Genomic DNA, 18,883 nt, shown 5'->3' on the forward strand with positions numbered 1-18,883 from the left:
CGCGCCGTGCGCGGCACGGACGACGGGAAAGCCGCGCAGCCCCGGGAGGGCCGGGGCCACACGTGCGGCGGTCAGATCAGAGAGAAGCCGGGGGCCCGCGCGCGGGCAGGGGCGCTGCGGTGATGGCTGCAATGCGCGCCGCCTCCACGGGCTGCAGGGCATGTGCCAGGGGCTGGGGCAGGGAAAGGGCGGCCAGGGCCACCGGGGGCGGGGCGCTGGCGATGGAGCACAGCGGGCAGTCCATGCCCATGCTGCCCATCTCCACGGTGCCATCATCGGTCTGCACCAGCAGCTTGATGGTGCCCGCGCCCGAGCAGATCACCTCGATGGGCTGCGGGTTCACGAGCGGCGCGGCAATGGCCACGCCCATGGACGCCATGAACCAGGCCAGCACCAGGAGGCGCAGAGCGGCAAAGGTTCGGAGGGCGTGCATGGGGCGCAATTATGCAGGCAAGCCGCCAAAAGCAATCGGGCGCCCAAGGCGCCCGATTGCTGTGCGTCAAGCCAGGACGGATCAGGCCTGCGTGTACGCCGTCTTCACCGTGGTGTAGAACTCTGCGGCATAGCGGCCCTGCTCGCGTGGGCCGTAGCTGCTGCTCTTGCGGCCACCGAACGGTACGTGGTAGTCCACGCCGGCCGTGGGCAGGTTCACCATCACCATGCCGGCCTGGGCGTGGCGCTTGAAGTGCGTGGCGTGCTTGAGGCTGGTCGTGGCGATGCCGCTGGCCAGGCCGAACGGGGTGTCGTTGGCCAGGGCCAGCGCTTCCTCGTAGTTCTTCACGCGCTGCACGCTCACCACGGGGCCGAAGATCTCTTCGCGGTTGATGCGCATGCCGGGCGTGGTCTCGGTGAACAGGGCCGGGCGCAGGTAGAAGCCGGGTGCGCCGTCGGCGTTCTTCTCCAGGGCTTCGCCGCCAAAGGCAAGCTTGGCGCCTTCCTGCTGGCCGATGCCGATGTACTCCAGGTCCTGCGCCAGCTGGCGGTCGTCCACCACGGGGCCGATGTCGGTGCCGGCCTTGCGTGCGTCGTCCACCTTCAGGGTCTTCATCTTCTCGATCACGGCGGCCACGAAGCGGTCGTGGATGCCTTCGGTCACGATCACGCGGCTGCTGGCCGTGCAGCGCTGGCCGGTGGAGAAGAAGCCGCTGTTGACGGCAGCGCCCACGGCCACGGCCAGGTCGGCGTCGTCGAGCACCACGAAGGGGTTCTTGCCGCCCATTTCGAGCTGCACCTTGGCGCCGCGCGGCACGCAGGCCGCCGCCACGCGCTGGCCCGTGCCCACCGATCCGGTGAAGCTCACCCCGGCAATGCGCTCGTCTTCGAGCAGCACCTGGCCCACGTCCGAGCCACGGCCCATCACCAGGTTGAACACGCCGGCCGGCAGGCCCGCGCGGTGCAGGATGTCGGCCAGCGCCCAGGCGGAGCCGGGCACCACCTCGGCGGGCTTGAACACCACGCAGTTGCCGTAGGCCAGGGCCGGCGCGATCTTCCAGGCCGGGATGGCGATGGGGAAGTTCCACGGCGTGATGATGCCGATCACGCCCAGGGGCTCGCGCGTGATCTCGATGCCCACGCCGGGGCGCACCGAGGGCAGCACCTCGCCGCCGGGGCGCAGCGCCTCGCCGGCGAAGAACTTGAAGATGGCGGCCGCACGGCCCACTTCGCCAATCGCCTCGGGCAGGGTCTTGCCCTCTTCGCGGGCCAGCAGGTCACCGAGCTCGGCCTTGCGCGCGATGATCTCGTTGCCCACGGCATCGAGCACGTCGAAGCGCTGCTGCGGGGTTGACAGGCTCCACGCCGGGAAGGCCGCGTGCGCTGCCGACACGGCCTCCAGCGCCTGCTCGCGGCTGGCCACGGCGTAGTCGCCGATCACGTCGCGGGTGTCCGAGGGGTTGGTGTTGCGGTAGCCGCGGACGCCTTCGGTCCAGGTTCCGCCAATCAGGTTTGCATGCATGGTGTGGTGCAGGTAGTGGGAAAGTGGTGGCAACGGTGCCGAACAGGCCGCCGGCCCGCCGCACGGGCCTGGCCGCAGCAACAAGGCGCCTGCGCGGAGCAGTGCATTGTGCAGCGGTTGCCGGTGTGCGGTGGCAGGGGACCCATTCTGGCGTGCCTTAGAAAGCCGTGCGCACGCCGACCTGCGTGACGCTCTTCTGACTGATGAAATCCTTGAGTCCGCCGGTCGATTGCGAGGCCGACGCATACAGGAAGGTGTTCTTGGACAGCGCGTAGCGCGCACCCACGGCGACCTTGCCCAGGGTGTCGTTCTGGCCGGCCGCGTTGGCGTACTTCACACGCGTGTAGTTGGCGCCCAGCAGCACGAAGGAGCCCACGGGCACCTCCACGCCGATGGTGGTGCCGTCGCTGCGGTCCATGGCGAAGGTGCTGGTGCCGGTCACGGTCAGGTTGTTGCCCGTGAAGGCGCCGTTCACCGAGGTGGTGGCCAGGTCGCGGTTGCGCTGCACGCCGCCCAGCACCTTGACCACGCCGAAGTTGTAGTTGGCCGCCACCGTGAGCGACTTGTTCACGTTGTCGCCCGTGGTGCGCGAGCGGTTCCACTCGTACGACAGCGCGCTGTTGAACGGGCCCTGGCCGTAGCTGAGCTTGATGCCGTAGAAGCGGTCGGCCGTGCCCTCGCCGGGCGCCACCTGGGCCGCTGCCTGGAAGCCGCTGTAGTTGACGGTCTGCACCTGCAGCACATTGTCGGCGCGCGGCGCGTTGAGCCACAGCGGCAAGGCCTTGCCGGCGTTGGTCACGCCGGTGCCGGGATTCAGCGTCAGGGCGTTGGTGAAGGGGTTGCTCAGGCCCATGACCGAATCTTCCAGGATGTACTGGCGGCCCAGGCGCAACTCGCCCACCGTGGACGATGACAGCCACACGAAGCCCTGGCGACCGAAGGCGCGGCCGCCCTGGCCGAAGGTGCCGTTGTCGGCATTGAAGCCGTTTTCCAGCAGCACGCCGGCCTTCAGGCCGCCGCCTAGGTCCTCCACGGTGCGGATGCCCCAGCGCGAACCGTTCAGGCCGTTGGTCGTGCCGTCGTTCATCGAGGTCACGCTGCCGCCGCCCGAGCGCGAGCCCGCGCTGTAGTGGCTGACGTTGAGGTCGACCAGGGTGAACAGCGTCACGCTCGACTGGGCCTGGGCGGCCGGCGCAGCGGCCAGCAGCGCCGCGCAGGCGGCCAGGGACAGGTGGGAAATTTGCGTCTTCTTCGTCATGGTTTTGTCTCTCTCTCGTTCTCGTCTCTTGTTTTCTTCAGGGTTGATGAAAGCGGGGATGGAATGGATGGGGCGGGCGGGCTCCTCGGGTGAATGGGCAGGGCACTGCGCCGGTACGGCGCAGCGCGGTATCGGGTGTTGGCGGTGGTGCGGGGTCGACCCGCGGGCGGTGGGGCTCCGCGGCGCTCAGCCGGCCGCGGCTACCGGGGCCGCCGGGGAGTCCGGCAGATGTCTGACCTCACAAGGTCCCATGCCGGTCGGCGGCGCGCATTTCGGTGGGGTCATTGGACAAAAACTCCCAGGCAATAAGGCGTGCGCTGGGGCGCGCCAGGGCTTCGGGGCCGGGGCAGCGGACACAACGCGGTGATTTGTTGTATGTCATCGTACAACAAAATGCGAAGTCATGGCTTCGGGTTAGTACGGACACGGCCCGAGGGGCCGCGCTCCGAGGAAGCAGTGGAGCAGGGTGAGGGGGGCGGGGGCCAGGCCCCCGGGGGTCAGCCGGCCTCGGCCTGGGCGCGGCGACGCCGCTCGCGGCTGTTGGCCAGGTGGGTGCGCATGGCCGCGCGCGCGCCATCGGGGTCCTGGCCGACGATGGCGTCGTAGATGCTCTCGTGCTCGCCGTTCACGCGGCGCAAGTACTGGCGCAGGTCGCTCTGGCTGTCGCCGGCCTCGAGCCGCGCGCGCGGGATGATCATGCTGCCCAGCGTGCCCATCAGCTCGGCGAAATGGCTGTTCTGCGTGGCGCGCGCGATCTCCAGGTGGAACTGGAAGTCCGACGCCACGGCGTCGCGCCCTTCGTCCACGGCCTTGGTCACGGCATCCAGCGCCACGCGCATGGCGGCGATGTTGGCGTCGGTGCGGCGCTGCGCGGCCAGCGCGGCGGCCTCGGTCTCGACGCCTATGCGCAGCTCCAGCACGGCGATCACGTCGCGCAGCGTGCTGAACTGGTCGGGGGTGATCTTGAAGCCCGGCGCCTGCCCCAGGCCCAGCACGAAGGTGCCGATGCCGTGGCGCGTTTCCACCAGACCCGAGGCCTGCAGCTTGGAGATCGCCTCGCGCACCACGGTGCGGCTGACCTCGAACTCGGCCATGATCGCCGCCTCCGTGGGCAGCTTGTCGCCCAGCGCCAGGCGCCCGTCGCGGATGCGGTCGCCCAGGGATTCAACCAGCTCCAGGGCCAGGGTGCGGGGCTTGCGGCGAAGGGCGATGGCGGTGTTCATTTCTCGGTGTTATCCCTATGTGATCGGGGGGCGCTTGGGAGTACATTGCATTCGCGTTGTACGACAACTGATGACGTGCAACGAAGCATACCGCCACTGTACCAAGAACATTCCGAATTTCCATGCCTTGTCACCCGACACCGATCCGATTCAACCGCCTGCTGCTCACCGGTGCCGCCGGCGGTCTGGGCCGTGAGCTGCGCACCCGTCTGAAGGCCTACTGCACCACTTTGCGCCTGTCCGACATCGCCGAACTGGGTGCCGAGGCCGCCGGCGAGGAAGTGCGCCCCGCCAAGCTGGAAGACGCCGCCGCCATCCACGAACTGCTGGCCGGCGTGGACGCCGTGGTGCACCTGGGTGGCGTGTCCACCGAACAACCCTGGGACGCCATCCTGCCGGCCAACATCGTCGGCGCGTACAACCTGTACGAAGCCGCGCGCAAGCAGGGCGTCAAGCGCGTGATTTTTGCCAGCAGCAACCACGTCACCGGCTTCTACCGCCAGGACGAGGTCGTGGGCCTCAAGGACCCGGCCCGGCCGGACGGCCTGTACGGCCTGTCCAAGGCCTTCGGCGAAGACCTGTCGCGCTTTTACTTCGACCGCTACGGCATCGAGACCGTGTGCCTGCGCATCGGCTCCTCCTTCCCCGAGCCGCGCAACCGCCGCATGCTCGCCACCTGGATGAGCTACGACGACCTGGAACGCCTGGTCGTCGCCAGCCTCACCGCGCCCGTGGTGGGCCACAGCACCATCTACGGCATGGGCGACAACACCACCACCTGGTGGGACAACACCCTGGCGCGCCACATCGGCTACCGGCCACAGGACAGCTCCGAGCCCTTCCGCGCCAAGGTGGAGGCGGCCGACCCGTCGCCCGACCTCTCCGACCCGGCCGTCATCTACCAGGGTGGCCCCTTCGTGCGCACCGGTCCCTTCGAGTGAGCACCCCCGCCATGGAACTGCTGTTGCCCGACCACCGCGACCAGGTGGGCGAGAGCCCGCTGTGGTCTGTCACCGAACAGGCGCTGTACTGGGTGGACATCGAAGGCCGCGCGCTGCGCCGCCTGCGCTGGGCCGACCGCCAACTGACCAGCTGGGCCACGCCCGAGCGCCTGGCCTGCATCGCCCTGCATGCCGACGGCGGCCTCATCGCCGGCATGGACACCGGCCTCTTTCACCTGCGCCCGGCCGATGACGGCACGCTGGCCTGCACCCCCATCTCGGCCGTGCAGCACCCGCAGGACGGCATGCGCTTCAACGATGGCCGCTGCGACCGCCAGGGGCGCTTCTGGGCCGGCACCATGGTGCGCGACATGTCGCTCGCCCAGCCGGCTGGCGGCCTGTACCGCCAGGATGCGCGCGGCCTGTCCGTGCCCCAGGTCGAAGGCCTGGTCACGCAGAACGGCCTGGCCTTCAGCCCCGACGGCGCCACCATGTACCTGAGCGACAGCCACCCCAGTGTGCAGAAAGTCTGGACGCTGGACCTGCACGACGATGGCAGCCTGGGCCCCCGGCGCCTGTTCGTGGACATGCGCGAGCTGCCCGGCCGGCCCGATGGCGGCGCCATCGACACCGACGGCTGCTACTGGATCTGCGGCAACGATGCCGGCGTGGTGCACCGCTTCACGCCCGAGGGCGTGCTCGACCGCTCGCTCAGCGTGCCGGTCAGCAAGCCCTCGATGTGCAGCTTCGGCGGGCCCGACCTGGACCTGCTGTTCATCACCTCCATCCGCCCCGGCCAGCCGCAGGGCAACGACATTGCCCACGGCGGCGCGGTCTTCGTGGCCCGCCCCGGCGTGCGCGGGCTCGCAGAAGCCCCGTACAGCGCTGCCTGAGCAGCGCAGCACCGCATACCCCCTTTCAACCCAGGAGACAACCACCATGAACGTTCCCCACCTCTTTGGCCGCGTGGCGCTGGCCGCCGGCATGCTGCTGGGCAGCCTGGCCGCGCAGGCCACCGAATTCCGCTCGTCGGACATCCACCCCGAGGACTACCCCACCGTGCTGGCCGTGCGCCACATGGGCGAGACGCTGTCCAAGGCCACGGGCGGCAAGCACAGCATCAAGGTCTACGCCAAGGGGTCCCTGGGCATCGAGAAGGACACCATCGAGCAGACCAAGCTGGGCGCCATCGCCATGACGCGCGTGAACGTCGCGCCCATGAACAACATCTGCCCCGCCACCATGGTGCCCACCATGCCCTTCCTGTTCCGCGACAAGGAACACATGCGCAAGGTGCTCGACGGCGCCATCGGCGACGAGATCCTGAAGGACTGCGAATCGCAGGGCTTCGTGGGCCTGGCCTTCTACGACAGCGGCGCACGCTCGATCTACACCGTCAAGAAGCCCGTCAAGACCCTGGCCGACGTCAAGGGCCTGAAGGTGCGCGTGCAGCAGAGCGACCTGTGGGTCTCGCTGCTCGAAGCCATGGGCGCCAATGCCACCCCCATGCCCTTCGGCGAGGTCTACACCGCGCTCAAGACCGGCCTGGTGGACGCCGCCGAGAACAATTACCCCAGCTACGAGAGCTCGCGCCACTTCGAAGTCGCCAAGTACTTCAACAAGACCGAGCACTCGATGGCGCCCGAGATCCTGCTGTTCAGCAAGCGCGTGTGGGACACCCTGAGCGCCGATGAGCAAAAGGCCATCCGCGCCGCGGCCAAGGAGTCGGTGGGCTTCATGCGCAAGATCTGGGACGAGCGCGAAGAGAAATCCCTGGCCACCGTGAAGGCCGGCGGCGCGCAGATCGTGGAGATCGACAAGGTCGCCTTCAAGACCGCCATGAAACCGGTGTACGACAAGTTCCTCAAGGACCCCAAGCTGCAGGACATGGTCAAGCGCATCGACGCCGTGCAGTAAAAAAAGCAGAGCCCTGAGGGCAGGCGGTACCGGGACGCAAGCGCCCGCCGCCTGCCCCTTTCCAGTTGTTGTTATTGAATGTCCACTATGTACACGCGACTCTGCGCTTTCATCGCGCGCACCTGCCTGCAGCTCGGCGTGGGAGGTCTGGTCCTCCTGGTCTGCGCCGTGCTCTACCAGGTCATCGGCCGCTATGTGTTCAACGACACGCCCACCTGGGCCGAGAGCGGCGCCGTGCTGCTCGTGCTCTACGTGACCATGCTAGGCATGGCCGTGGGGGTGCGCGATGCGGGCCACATCGGCCTTGAATCCTTTCTGGTGCTGGCGCCCGACTGGCTGCGCACCAAGCTCGAATTGCTGATCCACGCGCTGGTGCTGCTGTTCGGCGTCGTCATGGCCTGGAACTGCGGCGTACTGGCCGAGTCGGTCGCGCCCTACAAGATCCCCACGCTCGGCATCTCCGAAGCCTTCAAGTACGTGCCTCCCGCCATGGCCGGCGTGCTGGTGGCCATGTTCTCGCTGGAGCACATCATCGCCATCCTGCGCGGCGTGGAAGTCGAGCCGGCCTGGCATTGATTCCCCGCCCCCGAGCCGTTCTTTCGCACCCTCACGTCCCTACAAAGATTCCACCACCATGGCGTTGACCATCCTCTGCGTGACCTTCACGCTTCTGCTGCTGCTGGGCGTGCCCGTGGCCTTCTCGATCGGCCTGTCCTCGCTGGCCACCATCCTCTACGAAGGCCTGCCGCTGGCCGTGGGCTTCCAGCAGATGATTTCGGGCATGAACCCGTTCTCGTTCCTGGCCATCCCGTTCTTCATCTTTGCCGGTGAGATCATGATGTACGGCGGCATCGCCGACCGCATCGTCAACTTCGCCAAGAGCGTGGCCGGCCACGTGCGCGGCGGCCTGGGCATGAGCAACGTGCTCGCCTGCACGCTGTTCGGCGGCGTCTCGGGCTCGCCCGTGGCCGACGTCTCGGCCATGGGGGCCGTGCTCATCCCGCAGATGAAGAAAGAGGGCTACCACACCGACTACGCGGTGAACGTGACCACGCACGCTTCGCTGGTGGGCGCGCTCATGCCCACCTCGCACAACCTCATCATCTTCACGCTGGCCGCCGGCGGCAAGGTGAGCATCGCTGCGCTGATCCTCGCCGGCATCGTGCCCGCGCTGCTGCTGACCATCTGCAACCTGGCAGCCGCCTACCTCGTGGCCGTCAAGCGCGGTTACCCCGCCGGCACCTTCCCCGGCTGGGAGATCGTGTGGATCTCGTTCCGCGCCTCCGTGCCCGGCCTGGCAGTGGTGGTCATCATCATCGCGGGCATCCTGTCGGGGGCGTTCACGGCCACCGAGTCGGCGTCGGTGGCGGTGCTGTGGGCGCTGGTGCTCTCGGTCTTCGTCTACAAGAAGCTCACGCGCGAGCAGTTCCTCAAGGCCGCGTCCAAGGCCGTCAAGACCACGGGCACCGTGCTGCTGCTGATCGGCATCTCGTCCATGTTCGGCTACCTCATCGGCCTGTACGGCGTGGCCGAGCTCACGGGCGATGCGCTCAAGTCCATGAGCACCTCGCCCTGGGTCATCTTCCTGTGCGTGAACATCATCCTGTTCATCCTGGGCACCTTCCTCGACATGGCGGCCACCATCCTGATCTGCACGCCGATCTTCCTGCCCATCTGCCAGCAGTTCGGCATGAGCACCGAGCAGTTCGGCATCGTGATCCTGATCAACTGCGCGCTGGGCCTGAACACGCCGCCCGTGGGCACCACGCAGTTCATCGGCTGCACCATCGGCGGCATCTCCGTGGGTGAGGTGATGAAGACCATCTGGCCGTTCTACAGCGCGCTCATCGTGGCGCTGATGCTCGTGACCTACGTGCCGCAGTTCTCCATGTGGCTGCCGGACCTGGTCCTCAAGGGTGGTGGGTGAAGCGCAGGGGGCCTGGCGGCGAGGCCGGGTCTCCTGCGTCTTTTTTTCGCACTGCTGACCGATTGATCGATAGCATCCATGAGGCGCCTTTGGGCGCCTCGTTTCCTTTTTGACTGAGAGATTTCCGCATGGGGGCTGTTTCCCGTTTTGCCGACCGCAAGGTCCTCGTCGCCGTGGCACTGCTGTGCTGCCTGCTCTGGGGCAGCTCCTACCCCGCCATCAAGACTGGCTACGCCTGGTTCGGCATCGCCAAGGGCGACGTGCCCACCCAGCTCGTCTTTGCCGGCTGGCGCTTCGTGGGCGCCGGCTTGATCCTGCTCGCGTGGGCCGTCGCCAGCGGCCGCAGCATCGTGGCCCTGGGCACTGGCGCACCGCGCCAGCTGGTGGTGCTGGGCCTGGCGCAGACCGCGCTGCAGTACGTGTTCTTCTATGTGGGCGTGGCGCATACCACGGGGGTCAAGGCCTCCATCATGAACGCCACCGGCACCTTCTTCAGCGTGCTGCTGGCGCACTGGGTGTACCACAACGACCGCCTGAGCCACGCCAAGCTCTGGGGCTGCGTGGTGGGCTTCGCCGGGGTCATGGTGGTCAACCTGGGCCGTGGCACGCTCGACCTCGATTTCACCCTGCTGGGCGAAGGCTTCGTGGTGCTGGCCGCCCTGGTGCTGGCCGCCGCCAGCATTTACGGCAAGCAGGTCTCGCAGCGCATGGATTCGGTCGTCATGACCGGCTGGCAACTGGCCATCGGCGGCGTGGCCCTGCTGGCCATGGGCTGGGGCGCGGGCGGCTCGCTCACCGGCTTCACCCCCGCATCCACCGCCTTGCTGGTGTACCTGGCCCTGCTGTCCTCGGCCGCCTTCTCGCTGTGGAGCCTGCTGCTCAAGCACAACCGCGTGAGCCAGGTCACGGTGTTCAACTTCACCGTGCCGGTGTTCGGCGCCGGCCTGTCGGCCATCTTCCTGGGCGAGGCCCTGCTGGAGTGGAAGAACCTGGTCGCGCTGGTGCTGGTGTGCGCAGGCATCTGGCTGGTGACGCGCGATGCGGGGCCGGGTGGGGCAGGGAAGTGAGGGCGGCCAAGGGCGTGGCCTTGGGTCCGCGAGCGCTCCCATGCGCAGTGCTGCGCCTCGCCGCCCCCGGTGGGCGCTATCGGGGCAGGTGGACTATCCCATAGGGGTTGAACTTGAAATCGTCCTCCTCATACGTGGAGGCGAGCGTGTGGGCAGCACGACGCTGCTGGAGCACCTGCGCCAGCCCGTGCTGTGCCATCTCATCCGCTACGGCATCCATCAGCGCCACCACCTGCAGCTCCGATCCAAGCGATTGCGGCGCATACACCTCCGGCAAGCCGACCAGGTGGAACCCCACGCTTTGCAGGTAGCCCTTGTCCGATATCGGGCGCCGGGCGAAGGCCAGGCGGCCCACCCGTTGCTGCGCCAGCAGGTCGCCCGACTGCTGGGCCTGGGCACCCTGGCGCACCAGTTCCCGCCAGCGGTCGAGCCCGTGCGCGACGCCTGCGCTTTCGCCCTTGGCGGCCACCGCCCCGGCATCGAGCACGCGACCCACCAGCTGCAGTGCGGCCATCGAGACCTTGACCGTGTCTTTGCGGTCCATGGGCGGTCCCAGCACGTAGAGGACGGAGCGGTGGCTGGCGACCGCCTTTTCGTCCGCCGCTGTCCACGCATTGGGTACCACCCGGTCGCGGTTCACCTCGAAAGACCGCTGCATGCGCCCGTCGGGCTCGGAGAGTGAGTAGTCCTCGTCCGCACTGAACTCGGTCGCGAAATCACGCACCGCGCCCGCCACTGCGGCCTTCAATGGCGCCAGGTTGCTGCTTTTTCCGAGGAAGCACAGCACGTGGCGGGGCTGTACTGACGATGGTGGTTCAGGCGTCGGGGCCGTGGCCTTGCCGCTGGGCGGGCGCTCTTCGGGCTTCTGGCCCCAAGCCCCTTTCCAGCCCACGGTGGCTGCAATGCCTGCTGCAATAAGGCGGCGCATGGTGTTCATTTGTCTGTACCTGCAGGTTGATGATGGCGGCGCTGTACGCGTTGCGCCCGGTTTCGCAGCGCATCTTACGGCGGCCACGCCGTGAACAACGTTGCGGCAAAAGGCGCACTAAGCGCCTCACCCGCCCCCCATCCGCTGCGCACAGAAATCCCGCACCACTTTCAGCGCTGGCGCCTGCGATATGCCCTCCAGCGTGACAAAGGCGAACTGCGAGGTCAGCCGCAGCGGGCGGGTCAGCCGCAGCTCGGCCAGTTCGCCCTGGTCGATGAGCGCGCGGGCGGCTTCGATGGTGCCCAGGAACACGGCGTCGGTGGTGCGCACCACGTCGAGCAGGCAGGCCACCTCGTCCGACTGGATCTGCAAAGCCTCGCTGAAGTGCGCGGTGCGCCCGAAGTGGGCGTTCAGGCTGTGCACGGCCTCGTCGCTCAGGCCCGTGCCGGCCAGCGGGTACTGGCGCAGCTGGGCAAACGACACCTGGGCCGCGCCGTGCAAGGGGTGGCCGCTGCGGCAGACAAAACCCAGGCGCATGTCGGGGAACAGCTCCACGCCCAGGTCGTCGGCCGGGGGCAGGGTGCGTCGGTGGATTACCAACGCATCCAGCGTGCGCGCGCGCAGGCTCTGCAGCTGCAGCTCGGCCGGCCCGCTGGAGAGCTGGATGTGGATGCGCGGGTGCTGCGCCAGCATGTGCTGCAGCAGCGGCACGGCCAGCATCGCCGTGGGCGCCGGGCCCAGGCCGAGCTTGGCGCTGCCGATCTCCAGCCCCGCCAGCAGGCTGGCGCTGCGCTTGAGCTCCGACACCTCCAGCCCGATGCGCCGGGCCCGCGCCGCCACCAGCACGCCCAGCGGCGTGAGCGCCTTGCGCTTGCCCGCGCGCTCGATGAGCGGGGCGCCCAGCTCGTCCTCCATCGCCAGGATGCTGCGGCTGAGCGCGGGTTGCGTCAGGTACAGCTGCTCGGCCGCGCGGCTGAAGGAGCCGGTCTCGGCCACGGCGAGCAAATGCTCGAACTGCTGCAGGTTCATGGCGGGGCTCCGATGGGCATTGGCATGAGTAGCGGTAATGCGTTTTCAAATAATTATGCATTGGACGTACTGCCGCCCGGTGCCTAGCATGGCCTGGCATCCACTCATTGCGAAGGCAGCACGCACCATGGCTTCATCCACACTTCGTCTTTTCTCCGGGCTGGCGCTCACTCTTGCGGGCCTCGCGGTCATTCCTGTGCAGGCGCAGCAGGCCTACCCCACGCGCGCCATCACCGTGGTGGTGCCGGTGGCCGCCGGCGGTGCTGCCGATGGCCTGGCGCGCGCCTGGGCTGACCACATGGGCCGCTCGCTCGGGCAGCCCGTGGTGGTGGACAACAAGCCCGGCGCCAACGGCGGCATTGCGGCCAGCTACGTGGCCAAGCAGCCGGCCAACGGCTACACGCTGCTGTTCGGCAGCACGTCGAACATGTCGCTCAACCGTTTTTCGTACAAGACGCTGGCCTACGACCCGGTGAAGGACTTCGACCCCGTGCTCATGCTCGCAGGCACCTCGCAGGTGCTGGTGGCCAGCCCGGCCTCGGGCATCAAGTCGCTGGACGACCTGGTCAAGCTGGCCCGCGCCAAACCCGACACGCTCAACTACGGCTCGGCCGGCAAGGGCAACTCCACGCACCTGAACGTCGAGTTCCTGCTGCAGCACTTCGGCCTGCAGATGACCCACGTGCCCTACAAGGGCGCTGCGCCCGCCATGGTGGGGCTGATCGGCGGCGAGACCCAGCTCACGGCCGACGCCATCACCAGCGTGGTGCCCCAGGCCAAGAGCGGCAAGGTGGTGCCGCTGCTGGTGTTCGGCAGCCAGCGCTCGCACGCGCTGCCCAATGTGCCCACCGTCTACGAAGCCGGGCTCAAGGACTTTCCCGCCGGCGGCTGGTATGGCGTGATGGTGCCCAAGGGCACGCCCAAGGAGGTGGTGGACCGGCTCAATACCGAGACGAAGAAGTTCTGGGCCGACCCCGTCGTCAAGGCCCGCATGGACACCCTGTTCATGGACCCGCCCACCGCTCTGGGCCCGCAGGCCGTGGCCAAAACCATGCAGGACGAGGCCGCCGTGTGGGGCCCCATCATCGCCCGCCTGGGCATCCAGAACGAATGAGTGAGTGGGCGAACGGCAGCAAGCACCACCATGAAGCGCGACACCATGACCTCCAATCCACCCCCTGACTCACTCCCCCTCGCACCCGCCCGCACCGCCGAGCCCCGCGTGCACCTGCCGCGCAGCGAAGACTTCCTGCTGTGGTCACCCCCCTTGCAGGCCTACGGCTACCGCATCGTCGACCAGCTCTTTGCCACGCGCACCATCCGCCGTGGCAGCGCGCCCCGGCCCGTGGTGCGCGGGCCCGAACTGCAGTTGCCGCACTACACCCATGGCGGCGAGCCGCGCACGGTCGAAGACTTCATGGACCGCAACGCCGTGGCCGGCCTGCTCGTGGTGCGCGATGGCCAGGTGGTGCTGGAGCGCTACGGCCTGGGCCTGCAACCCGGCGAGCGCTGGAGCACCATGTCCACCGTGAAGTCCATGACCGCACTGCTGGTGGGCGCGGCCGTGCGCGACGGCGCCATCGCCAGCGTGGACGACCCCGTGGTGCGCTACCTGCCGCAACTGCAGGGCAGCGGCTACGCCGGCGTCACCGTGCGGCAGCTCATGACCATGTGCTCCGGCGTCGCCTGGTCCGAGGTTTACACCGACAAGCAATCCGACGTGAACCGCTACAGCAAGTCGCTGGCCGACAAGGTGCCTGGCGGTGTGCTCGCCATGCTGCATGCGCTGCCCTCCGAGCACCGCCCCGGCAGCCACTGGCACTACAACACCGGCGACACCTATTTGCTCGGCTGCGTGCTGTGCGCCGCCACCGGCCAGACGTTGGCCGACTACATGGCCGCCAACCTATGGCAGCGCTGCGGCATGGAAGACGACGCCTACTACACCCTCGAATCCGACGGCGGCCAGGAGATCGCCGGCAGCCGCGCCGGCATGTCGCTTCGCGACATGGGCCGCCTGGCCGCCCTGGTGGCTGCGGATGGCGTGGTGGACGGCCAGCCCATCCTGCCCTCCGGCTGGGCGGACGCCATGGCGAAGCGCGCCTTCGACATCCCCGAGGATTTCCACCCCGCGCGCCGCTCGCTCGGCATCACCGGCTACGGCTACGGCTGGTGGCTCACCGACGACGGCGCCATGCTGGCCATGGGCCACTCCGGCCAGCGCATCTACATCCACCGCGCAGAGAAGCTGGTGGTGGTGAACCTGGCCGTATACCCCGAGCCGCGCTACGTGGGTCCGCATGAGCATGATCGGGATGCGGAGCTGAACAGCTTCATCCAGGCGTGCAGGGGCTGAAAGGTGCCACCGGGATCTGCCAGCGCCAAACCGGCGCCGCGCATAAACTCGGCGCATGCCCCACACCCTCCACCGCGAAGCATTCCAGCAGACCCTGCACGGCCAGCGCACCGACCTCTACACCCTGCGGGGCGAGGGCGGGCTGCAGGTGGCTATCAGCAACTACGGCGCGCGGCTGGTGCAGATTGCCGTGCCCGACGGGCAGGGCGGGCTGGTGGACGTGGCGCTGGGCTACGACAGCCTGCAGGGCTACCTCGATGGGCAGCTCTCCATGGGCGCGCTCATTGGCCGCTGGGCCGGGCGGGTGCGCAGTGGGCAGCTCACGGTGCCTGGCCGCGATGTGCCGCTGGAATTGCCCACCAACAGCGGCCCGCACCACCACCATGGCGGGCCGCGCGGCAGCCGGTTTCAGGTGTTTGCGGTGGACGAGGTACAGGGCGATGCCCTGGTGCTGAGCCATGTGTTCCGCACCGAGGACGATGGCGTGCCCGGCACGGTGCGGCTCACGGTGCGCATCGCCGTCACACCCGACAACGCGCTGCAGATGGTCTGGACGGCCGAGGCTGGGGGCGATGCGCCCACAATTGCCAACATCACGGGCCATGCCTTCTTCAATCTGGCGGGCCATGGCAGCACGCACCACCACCAGCTGCAGGTGCCGGCCAGCCGCTATGTGCCGTTGGCGCTGGACCTGTGCCCGCTGGGCCAGGTCGAGGCGGTGCAGGGCACGGTCTTCGATTTTCGCGAGCTGCGCACGGTGGGCGAGGCCATCGCCCAGCCTGCTAATCCCTCTAGCGACCAGCTGGCCCTGGCCGGTGGGCTGGACCATTACCTGGTGCTCGACAGCGGCGTCTCGGCCCGCGCGCCGTTTGCCCTTCCGGCCGGCACCCCGGGCCTGCGCCTGGCCGCGCGCCTGCGCGAGCCCGTGAGCGGCCGCAGTATGCAGGTGTGGAGCACGGCGCCTGGCGTGCAGGTCTACGCCGGCCACGGCCTCAAGGCCGACCCGGCGCGCGACCGGGGCCGGGGCGGCAACGCCGAGGGCATGGCCGGCTGGCTGTGGCAGCCCGGCGACGGCATCTGCCTGGAGCCCATGGAGTACCCCGACGCGCCCAATCACCCGGCCTTTCCCAAGCGCTGGCTGGCACCGGGCGAGGTGGAGCACGGGGCCATCGTGTACCGGTTCATGTAGTGATCCGGGCCTGGCGCTCGGCCACAGCGCCTGCGGTAGCATAGGCCCCTGCGCGGAGCCATCCGCCCCGCAGCCAGGCGCTGCCGTCTGCGACCGACGGAGCCTCCATCTGGCTGCTCCCATGACCACCACCTACCCACCCCTCTTTCCCGCCGCGCTGCAGCAGGCTGCCTTGACGCTGCTCGACGCACATCCCGCCGCAGGGTTTGCGTCGGCAATTCATCCCGGGTTCACCGTCTCCGTGCAGGGGGAGCTGCTGAGTGCTCCTGGCCGCATTTACTGCAAGCCGGGCGATCTGCACGCGGCGATCGCGCAATCCAGCGGTGACCCCCGGTTGCTGGCGCTCAGCCTGGGCACCCGGCACTGGAACGGGTATATCCGTGAGGAGTGCCTGCGGAAGATCGTTGCCGTGGAGCGGCCCTGGGTGGCCCCGTTTGTCGTCCAGCTCCTGGGCGAGTACGTGATCGAGATCGTGGAGGTGATTGCCGCAGCCATCCATGAGCGCGGCTCGGAGCGGCTTGCCGGATTTGCGCAGGAGAACCCACAGTTCATGGCCACCACCCGGCGGCGTGCCACGAGCTACTGGCACTGCTACCACCGCAGCCGCTTTCCGGCGCTTCAGGCCTATCCGGCCATCACGGCACTCGATGCAATCGAGCGCATGGCGCGTGGGGTGTAGCGGCGGTGCGCGCCGTGCCTGCACTGCGTATGTCCGCTCTCTTGGACAGCAAGGGAGTGGATGAAGATGTCCGAATTCGGCGTGTCAAACGGCCAGCTTTCGCGGACACTTCGCCTGTCCAATCAATGCGGAGGCAGTCGTGGCGTACTTCTCTCACACCATTTTGCTCAATGTCGGAGCTGACAAGGCCTGGGATGCACTTCGTGACGTAGGCAACCTGCACACTCGCCTGGTGCGAGGCTTTGTGGTCGAGTGCGAGTTCGACGGCAGTGCCCGCCTCCTGACGTTCGCCAATGGGGTCAGAACAACCGAGCGAATCGTCGCCATCAGCGAGTCGAACCGGCGCGTCTCCTGGTCGGCGATCAGTGAGCGCATTGCACACCATAATGCCTCTGCCCAAGTGGTGCCGGAAGGTCCGGGGTCTTGCCGGTTTATTTGGTCCGTGGACGTGCTGCCCGATTCAATAGCTCCAAGCCTCGAGGCAATGGTGCAGGCGGGCCTCCAGTCCATCAAGCTGACTCTTGAGCAAGAAGGTGCCGTCTGACCCCGTCGCTGTGGTGACTCCCATCCTGGCCGATTGCGAAAGTCTGGCTGGTCGTTCATGGCTCTGGATCACCCCCAAAAGCCGACCTACTGAGCTTGAGAAATGACCTGTCCGCAGCAGGCCTTGGCTTGGTTGCCTGCGCGCCTCGCGCACCCACCGTGCCAGCGTGCACAGGTCCAGCAGCTGGCCAGCACCGATGGGCCGGTTGGGGTCAACCGCCTAAGTTTCGCCTAAGTGTCCGCCGGGAAACTGCCTTCCATCACAGCAAATCCCTTGCTAGGAAAGGCAGACCACCATGAACACCTCCAGCTTTGTCGCATCCACCCCCCGCCGCCTGATCGCCGCGCTGGTGGCCGCAGGGGCCCTGGGCGCCGCGAGCGTCGGGCTCATCAGCGGGCACCAGGCGCGGGCCTCGGCTCCGGTGCCGGCACCCGTGGTGGCGCAACAGGCCGCCTTGCCTTCGGGCGTGGCGCTGCCCAGCTTTGCGCAGATCACCGCGCAGAACGGCCCGGCCGTGGTCAACATCAGCGTGACGGGGACCACCCGCACGTCCATGAACGGTGACGACGATGACGAGCAGCCCACCGCGCGCCAGCAGCAAAAGCGCCAGGCCCCTGGCCTGGACCCCGATGACCCCTTCTACGAGTTCTTCCGCCGCTTCGGCGTTCCCGGTGCCGGTGGTGGCGCGCAGCCCAATGTGCCCACGCACGGCCAGGGCTCGGGCTTCATCGTCAGCGCCGACGGGCTGGTGCTGACCAATGCCCACGTGGTCAAGGGCGCGAGCGAGGTGATGGTCAAGCTCACGGACCGGCGCGAGTTCCGCGCCAAGGTGCTGGGCGCCGACCCCAAGACCGATGTGGCCGTGCTCAAGATCGACGCCAAGAACCTGCCCACGGTGCGCCTGGGCAGCACGCGTGATCTGCAGGTGGGCGAATGGGTGCTGGCCATCGGCTCGCCGTTTGGGTTCGAGAACAGCGTGACCGCCGGCGTGGTCAGCGCCAAGGGCCGCTCGCTGCCCGACGACAGCCTGGTGCCCTTCATCCAGACCGACGTGGCGGTGAACCCCGGCAACTCCGGTGGCCCGCTGTTCAACGGGCGTGGCGAGGTGGTGGGCATCAACTCGCAGATCTACAGCCGCTCGGGTGGTTACCAGGGCGTGTCGTTCGCCATCCCGATCGAGCTGGCCGACAAGATCAAGTCGCAGATCGTGGCCACCGGCAAGGTGCGCCATGCGCAGCTCGGTGTGGCCGTGCAGGAGGTGAACCAGGCGTTTGCCGAGTCCTTCCAGCTCGACAAGCCCGAGGGCGCGCTGGTGGCCAGCGTCACCAAGGACAGCCCGGCCGACAAGGCTGGCCTGCAGGCGGGCGACGTGATCCGCCAGGTGGACGGCCAGCCCATCGTGGCCTCGGGCGACCTGCCGGCCTGGGTGGGCCAGGCCCAGCCCGGGCAGAAGGCGCGCCTGTCGGTGTGGCGCCATGGCAAGCCCGTGGAGCTGACCGCCACCCTGGGCGATGCCAGCGACAAGGGCAAGGCCGTGGCCAAGGCCGACGAGGCCGTGGGCAAGGGCCAGTTGGGCCTGTCGCTGCGCCCGCTGGACGCCGATGAGCGCCACGAGGTGGGCGTGGCCGCCGGCCTGGTGGTCGAGCAGGCACGCGGCCCGGCCGCCGCCGCCGGCGTGCAGCCCGGCGACGTGCTGCTGGCCATCAATGGCGCGCCGGCCAAGGACATCGAGCAGGTGCGTGTGGCCATGGCCAAGGCGGGCAAGTCGGTGGCCTTGCTCATCGAGCGCAACGGCGACAAGATCTTTGTCCCTGTGCGCCTGGGCTGATCGTTTCCGCATGAAAGGGGCTGCTTCTGCGGCCCCTTTTTCC

The 18,883-nt window shown here is 68.2% G+C and carries 18 protein-coding genes; 12 read left to right on the forward strand and 6 right to left on the reverse strand.

Annotated elements, in window-relative coordinates; translation table 11 throughout:
• Positions 1-76: 76 nt before the first annotated feature.
• The 4 genes from AC07PA_RS12370 to AC07PA_RS12385 form a co-directional block, all read right to left on the reverse strand.
• Positions 77-433 (reverse strand): DUF2946 family protein, encoded by a 357-nt coding sequence (locus AC07PA_RS12370; protein ID WP_494605701.1) that lies wholly within the window; start codon positions 431-433, stop codon positions 77-79.
• Between the two features lie 81 nt (positions 434-514).
• A complete protein-coding gene (locus AC07PA_RS12375; RefSeq protein ID WP_007853086.1) occupies positions 515-1,954 on the reverse strand; it encodes an aldehyde dehydrogenase family protein in 1,440 nt (479 codons plus the stop codon).
• Between the two features lie 157 nt (positions 1,955-2,111).
• Positions 2,112-3,212, reverse strand: a complete 1,101-nt coding sequence (locus AC07PA_RS12380; RefSeq protein WP_494605703.1) for a porin — start codon at positions 3,210-3,212, stop codon at positions 2,112-2,114.
• Between the two features lie 497 nt (positions 3,213-3,709).
• Positions 3,710-4,435, reverse strand: a complete 726-nt coding sequence (locus AC07PA_RS12385; protein ID WP_007853081.1) for a FadR/GntR family transcriptional regulator — start codon at positions 4,433-4,435, stop codon at positions 3,710-3,712.
• Between the two features lie 122 nt (positions 4,436-4,557).
• Here AC07PA_RS12385 and AC07PA_RS12390 point away from each other — a divergent pair, with 122 nt between their 5' ends.
• The 6 genes from AC07PA_RS12390 (at position 4,558) to AC07PA_RS12415 (ending at position 10,287) form a co-directional block, all read left to right on the forward strand.
• Positions 4,558-5,376 carry an NAD-dependent epimerase/dehydratase family protein gene (locus tag AC07PA_RS12390; RefSeq protein WP_494605706.1) on the forward strand — a complete coding sequence of 273 codons (819 nt, stop codon included), beginning with the start codon at positions 4,558-4,560 and terminating at the stop codon, positions 5,374-5,376.
• Positions 5,377-5,387: 11 nt separating this feature from the next.
• Positions 5,388-6,269 carry an SMP-30/gluconolactonase/LRE family protein gene (locus AC07PA_RS12395; protein WP_494605708.1) on the forward strand — a complete coding sequence of 294 codons (882 nt, stop codon included), beginning with the start codon at positions 5,388-5,390 and terminating at the stop codon, positions 6,267-6,269.
• A 46-nt stretch (positions 6,270-6,315) separates the two neighbouring features.
• Entirely contained in the window at positions 6,316-7,293 is a 978-nt protein-coding gene (locus AC07PA_RS12400) for a TRAP transporter substrate-binding protein (protein WP_494605710.1), read from the forward strand.
• An 87-nt stretch (positions 7,294-7,380) separates the two neighbouring features.
• Positions 7,381-7,869, forward strand: a complete 489-nt coding sequence (locus AC07PA_RS12405) for a TRAP transporter small permease (protein ID WP_007853074.1) — start codon at positions 7,381-7,383, stop codon at positions 7,867-7,869.
• Positions 7,870-7,927: 58 nt separating this feature from the next.
• On the forward strand, positions 7,928-9,220 hold the full coding sequence (locus tag AC07PA_RS12410; RefSeq protein WP_007853071.1) for a TRAP transporter large permease: 1,293 nt from the start codon (positions 7,928-7,930) through the stop codon (positions 9,218-9,220).
• Between the two features lie 128 nt (positions 9,221-9,348).
• A complete protein-coding gene (locus tag AC07PA_RS12415; RefSeq protein ID WP_494605712.1) occupies positions 9,349-10,287 on the forward strand; it encodes a DMT family transporter in 939 nt (312 codons plus the stop codon).
• 76 nt (positions 10,288-10,363) lie between these two features.
• Here the strand turns inward: AC07PA_RS12415 and AC07PA_RS12420 are convergent, their stop codons facing one another.
• Entirely contained in the window at positions 10,364-11,215 is an 852-nt protein-coding gene (locus tag AC07PA_RS12420) for a hypothetical protein (protein ID WP_494605714.1), read from the reverse strand.
• 126 nt (positions 11,216-11,341) lie between these two features.
• Positions 11,342-12,244 (reverse strand): LysR family transcriptional regulator, encoded by a 903-nt coding sequence (locus AC07PA_RS12425; protein WP_494605716.1) that lies wholly within the window; start codon positions 12,242-12,244, stop codon positions 11,342-11,344.
• A 127-nt stretch (positions 12,245-12,371) separates the two neighbouring features.
• On the opposite strand from AC07PA_RS12425, the gene AC07PA_RS12430 reads away from it, so the two are divergent.
• The 6 genes from AC07PA_RS12430 (at position 12,372) to AC07PA_RS12455 (ending at position 18,840) form a co-directional block, all read left to right on the forward strand.
• Entirely contained in the window at positions 12,372-13,358 is a 987-nt protein-coding gene (locus AC07PA_RS12430; protein WP_494605718.1) for a Bug family tripartite tricarboxylate transporter substrate binding protein, read from the forward strand.
• A gap of 45 nt (positions 13,359-13,403) precedes the next feature.
• Entirely contained in the window at positions 13,404-14,600 is a 1,197-nt protein-coding gene (locus AC07PA_RS12435; protein ID WP_494605720.1) for a serine hydrolase domain-containing protein, read from the forward strand.
• A 55-nt stretch (positions 14,601-14,655) separates the two neighbouring features.
• On the forward strand, positions 14,656-15,789 hold the full coding sequence (locus AC07PA_RS12440; RefSeq protein ID WP_494605722.1) for an aldose epimerase family protein: 1,134 nt from the start codon (positions 14,656-14,658) through the stop codon (positions 15,787-15,789).
• 121 nt (positions 15,790-15,910) lie between these two features.
• Positions 15,911-16,468, forward strand: coding sequence for a hypothetical protein (locus AC07PA_RS12445; protein WP_494605724.1), 558 nt, complete (start codon positions 15,911-15,913; stop codon positions 16,466-16,468).
• A gap of 139 nt (positions 16,469-16,607) precedes the next feature.
• Positions 16,608-17,012 carry an SRPBCC family protein gene (locus AC07PA_RS12450; RefSeq protein ID WP_494605726.1) on the forward strand — a complete coding sequence of 135 codons (405 nt, stop codon included), beginning with the start codon at positions 16,608-16,610 and terminating at the stop codon, positions 17,010-17,012.
• Between the two features lie 295 nt (positions 17,013-17,307).
• The gene (locus AC07PA_RS12455; RefSeq protein ID WP_494605728.1) at positions 17,308-18,840 is read left to right on the forward strand and encodes a DegQ family serine endoprotease; all 1,533 of its coding nucleotides are present in this window, start codon (positions 17,308-17,310) and stop codon (positions 18,838-18,840) included.
• Positions 18,841-18,883: the final 43 nt, after the last annotated feature.

The organism is Acidovorax sp. GW821-FHT09B03, assembly GCF_059418305.1.

What these genes read in the sequence shown, in the direction of transcription:
- AC07PA_RS12370 (WP_494605701.1), bottom strand. Translation starts at nt 433, where the DNA reads ATGCACGCCCTCCGAACCTTTGCCGCTCTGCGCCTCCTGGTGCTGGCC.
- AC07PA_RS12375 (WP_007853086.1), bottom strand. Translation starts at nt 1,954, where the DNA reads ATGCATGCAAACCTGATTGGCGGAACCTGGACCGAAGGCGTCCGCGGC.
- AC07PA_RS12380 (WP_494605703.1), bottom strand. Translation starts at nt 3,212, where the DNA reads ATGACGAAGAAGACGCAAATTTCCCACCTGTCCCTGGCCGCCTGCGCG.
- AC07PA_RS12385 (WP_007853081.1), bottom strand. Translation starts at nt 4,435, where the DNA reads ATGAACACCGCCATCGCCCTTCGCCGCAAGCCCCGCACCCTGGCCCTG.
- AC07PA_RS12390 (WP_494605706.1), top strand. Translation starts at nt 4,558, where the DNA reads ATGCCTTGTCACCCGACACCGATCCGATTCAACCGCCTGCTGCTCACC.
- AC07PA_RS12395 (WP_494605708.1), top strand. Translation starts at nt 5,388, where the DNA reads ATGGAACTGCTGTTGCCCGACCACCGCGACCAGGTGGGCGAGAGCCCG.
- AC07PA_RS12400 (WP_494605710.1), top strand. Translation starts at nt 6,316, where the DNA reads ATGAACGTTCCCCACCTCTTTGGCCGCGTGGCGCTGGCCGCCGGCATG.
- AC07PA_RS12405 (WP_007853074.1), top strand. Translation starts at nt 7,381, where the DNA reads ATGTACACGCGACTCTGCGCTTTCATCGCGCGCACCTGCCTGCAGCTC.
- AC07PA_RS12410 (WP_007853071.1), top strand. Translation starts at nt 7,928, where the DNA reads ATGGCGTTGACCATCCTCTGCGTGACCTTCACGCTTCTGCTGCTGCTG.
- AC07PA_RS12415 (WP_494605712.1), top strand. Translation starts at nt 9,349, where the DNA reads ATGGGGGCTGTTTCCCGTTTTGCCGACCGCAAGGTCCTCGTCGCCGTG.
- AC07PA_RS12420 (WP_494605714.1), bottom strand. Translation starts at nt 11,215, where the DNA reads ATGCGCCGCCTTATTGCAGCAGGCATTGCAGCCACCGTGGGCTGGAAA.
- AC07PA_RS12425 (WP_494605716.1), bottom strand. Translation starts at nt 12,244, where the DNA reads ATGAACCTGCAGCAGTTCGAGCATTTGCTCGCCGTGGCCGAGACCGGC.
- AC07PA_RS12430 (WP_494605718.1), top strand. Translation starts at nt 12,372, where the DNA reads ATGGCTTCATCCACACTTCGTCTTTTCTCCGGGCTGGCGCTCACTCTT.
- AC07PA_RS12435 (WP_494605720.1), top strand. Translation starts at nt 13,404, where the DNA reads ATGACCTCCAATCCACCCCCTGACTCACTCCCCCTCGCACCCGCCCGC.
- AC07PA_RS12440 (WP_494605722.1), top strand. Translation starts at nt 14,656, where the DNA reads ATGCCCCACACCCTCCACCGCGAAGCATTCCAGCAGACCCTGCACGGC.
- AC07PA_RS12445 (WP_494605724.1), top strand. Translation starts at nt 15,911, where the DNA reads ATGACCACCACCTACCCACCCCTCTTTCCCGCCGCGCTGCAGCAGGCT.
- AC07PA_RS12455 (WP_494605728.1), top strand. Translation starts at nt 17,308, where the DNA reads ATGAACACCTCCAGCTTTGTCGCATCCACCCCCCGCCGCCTGATCGCC.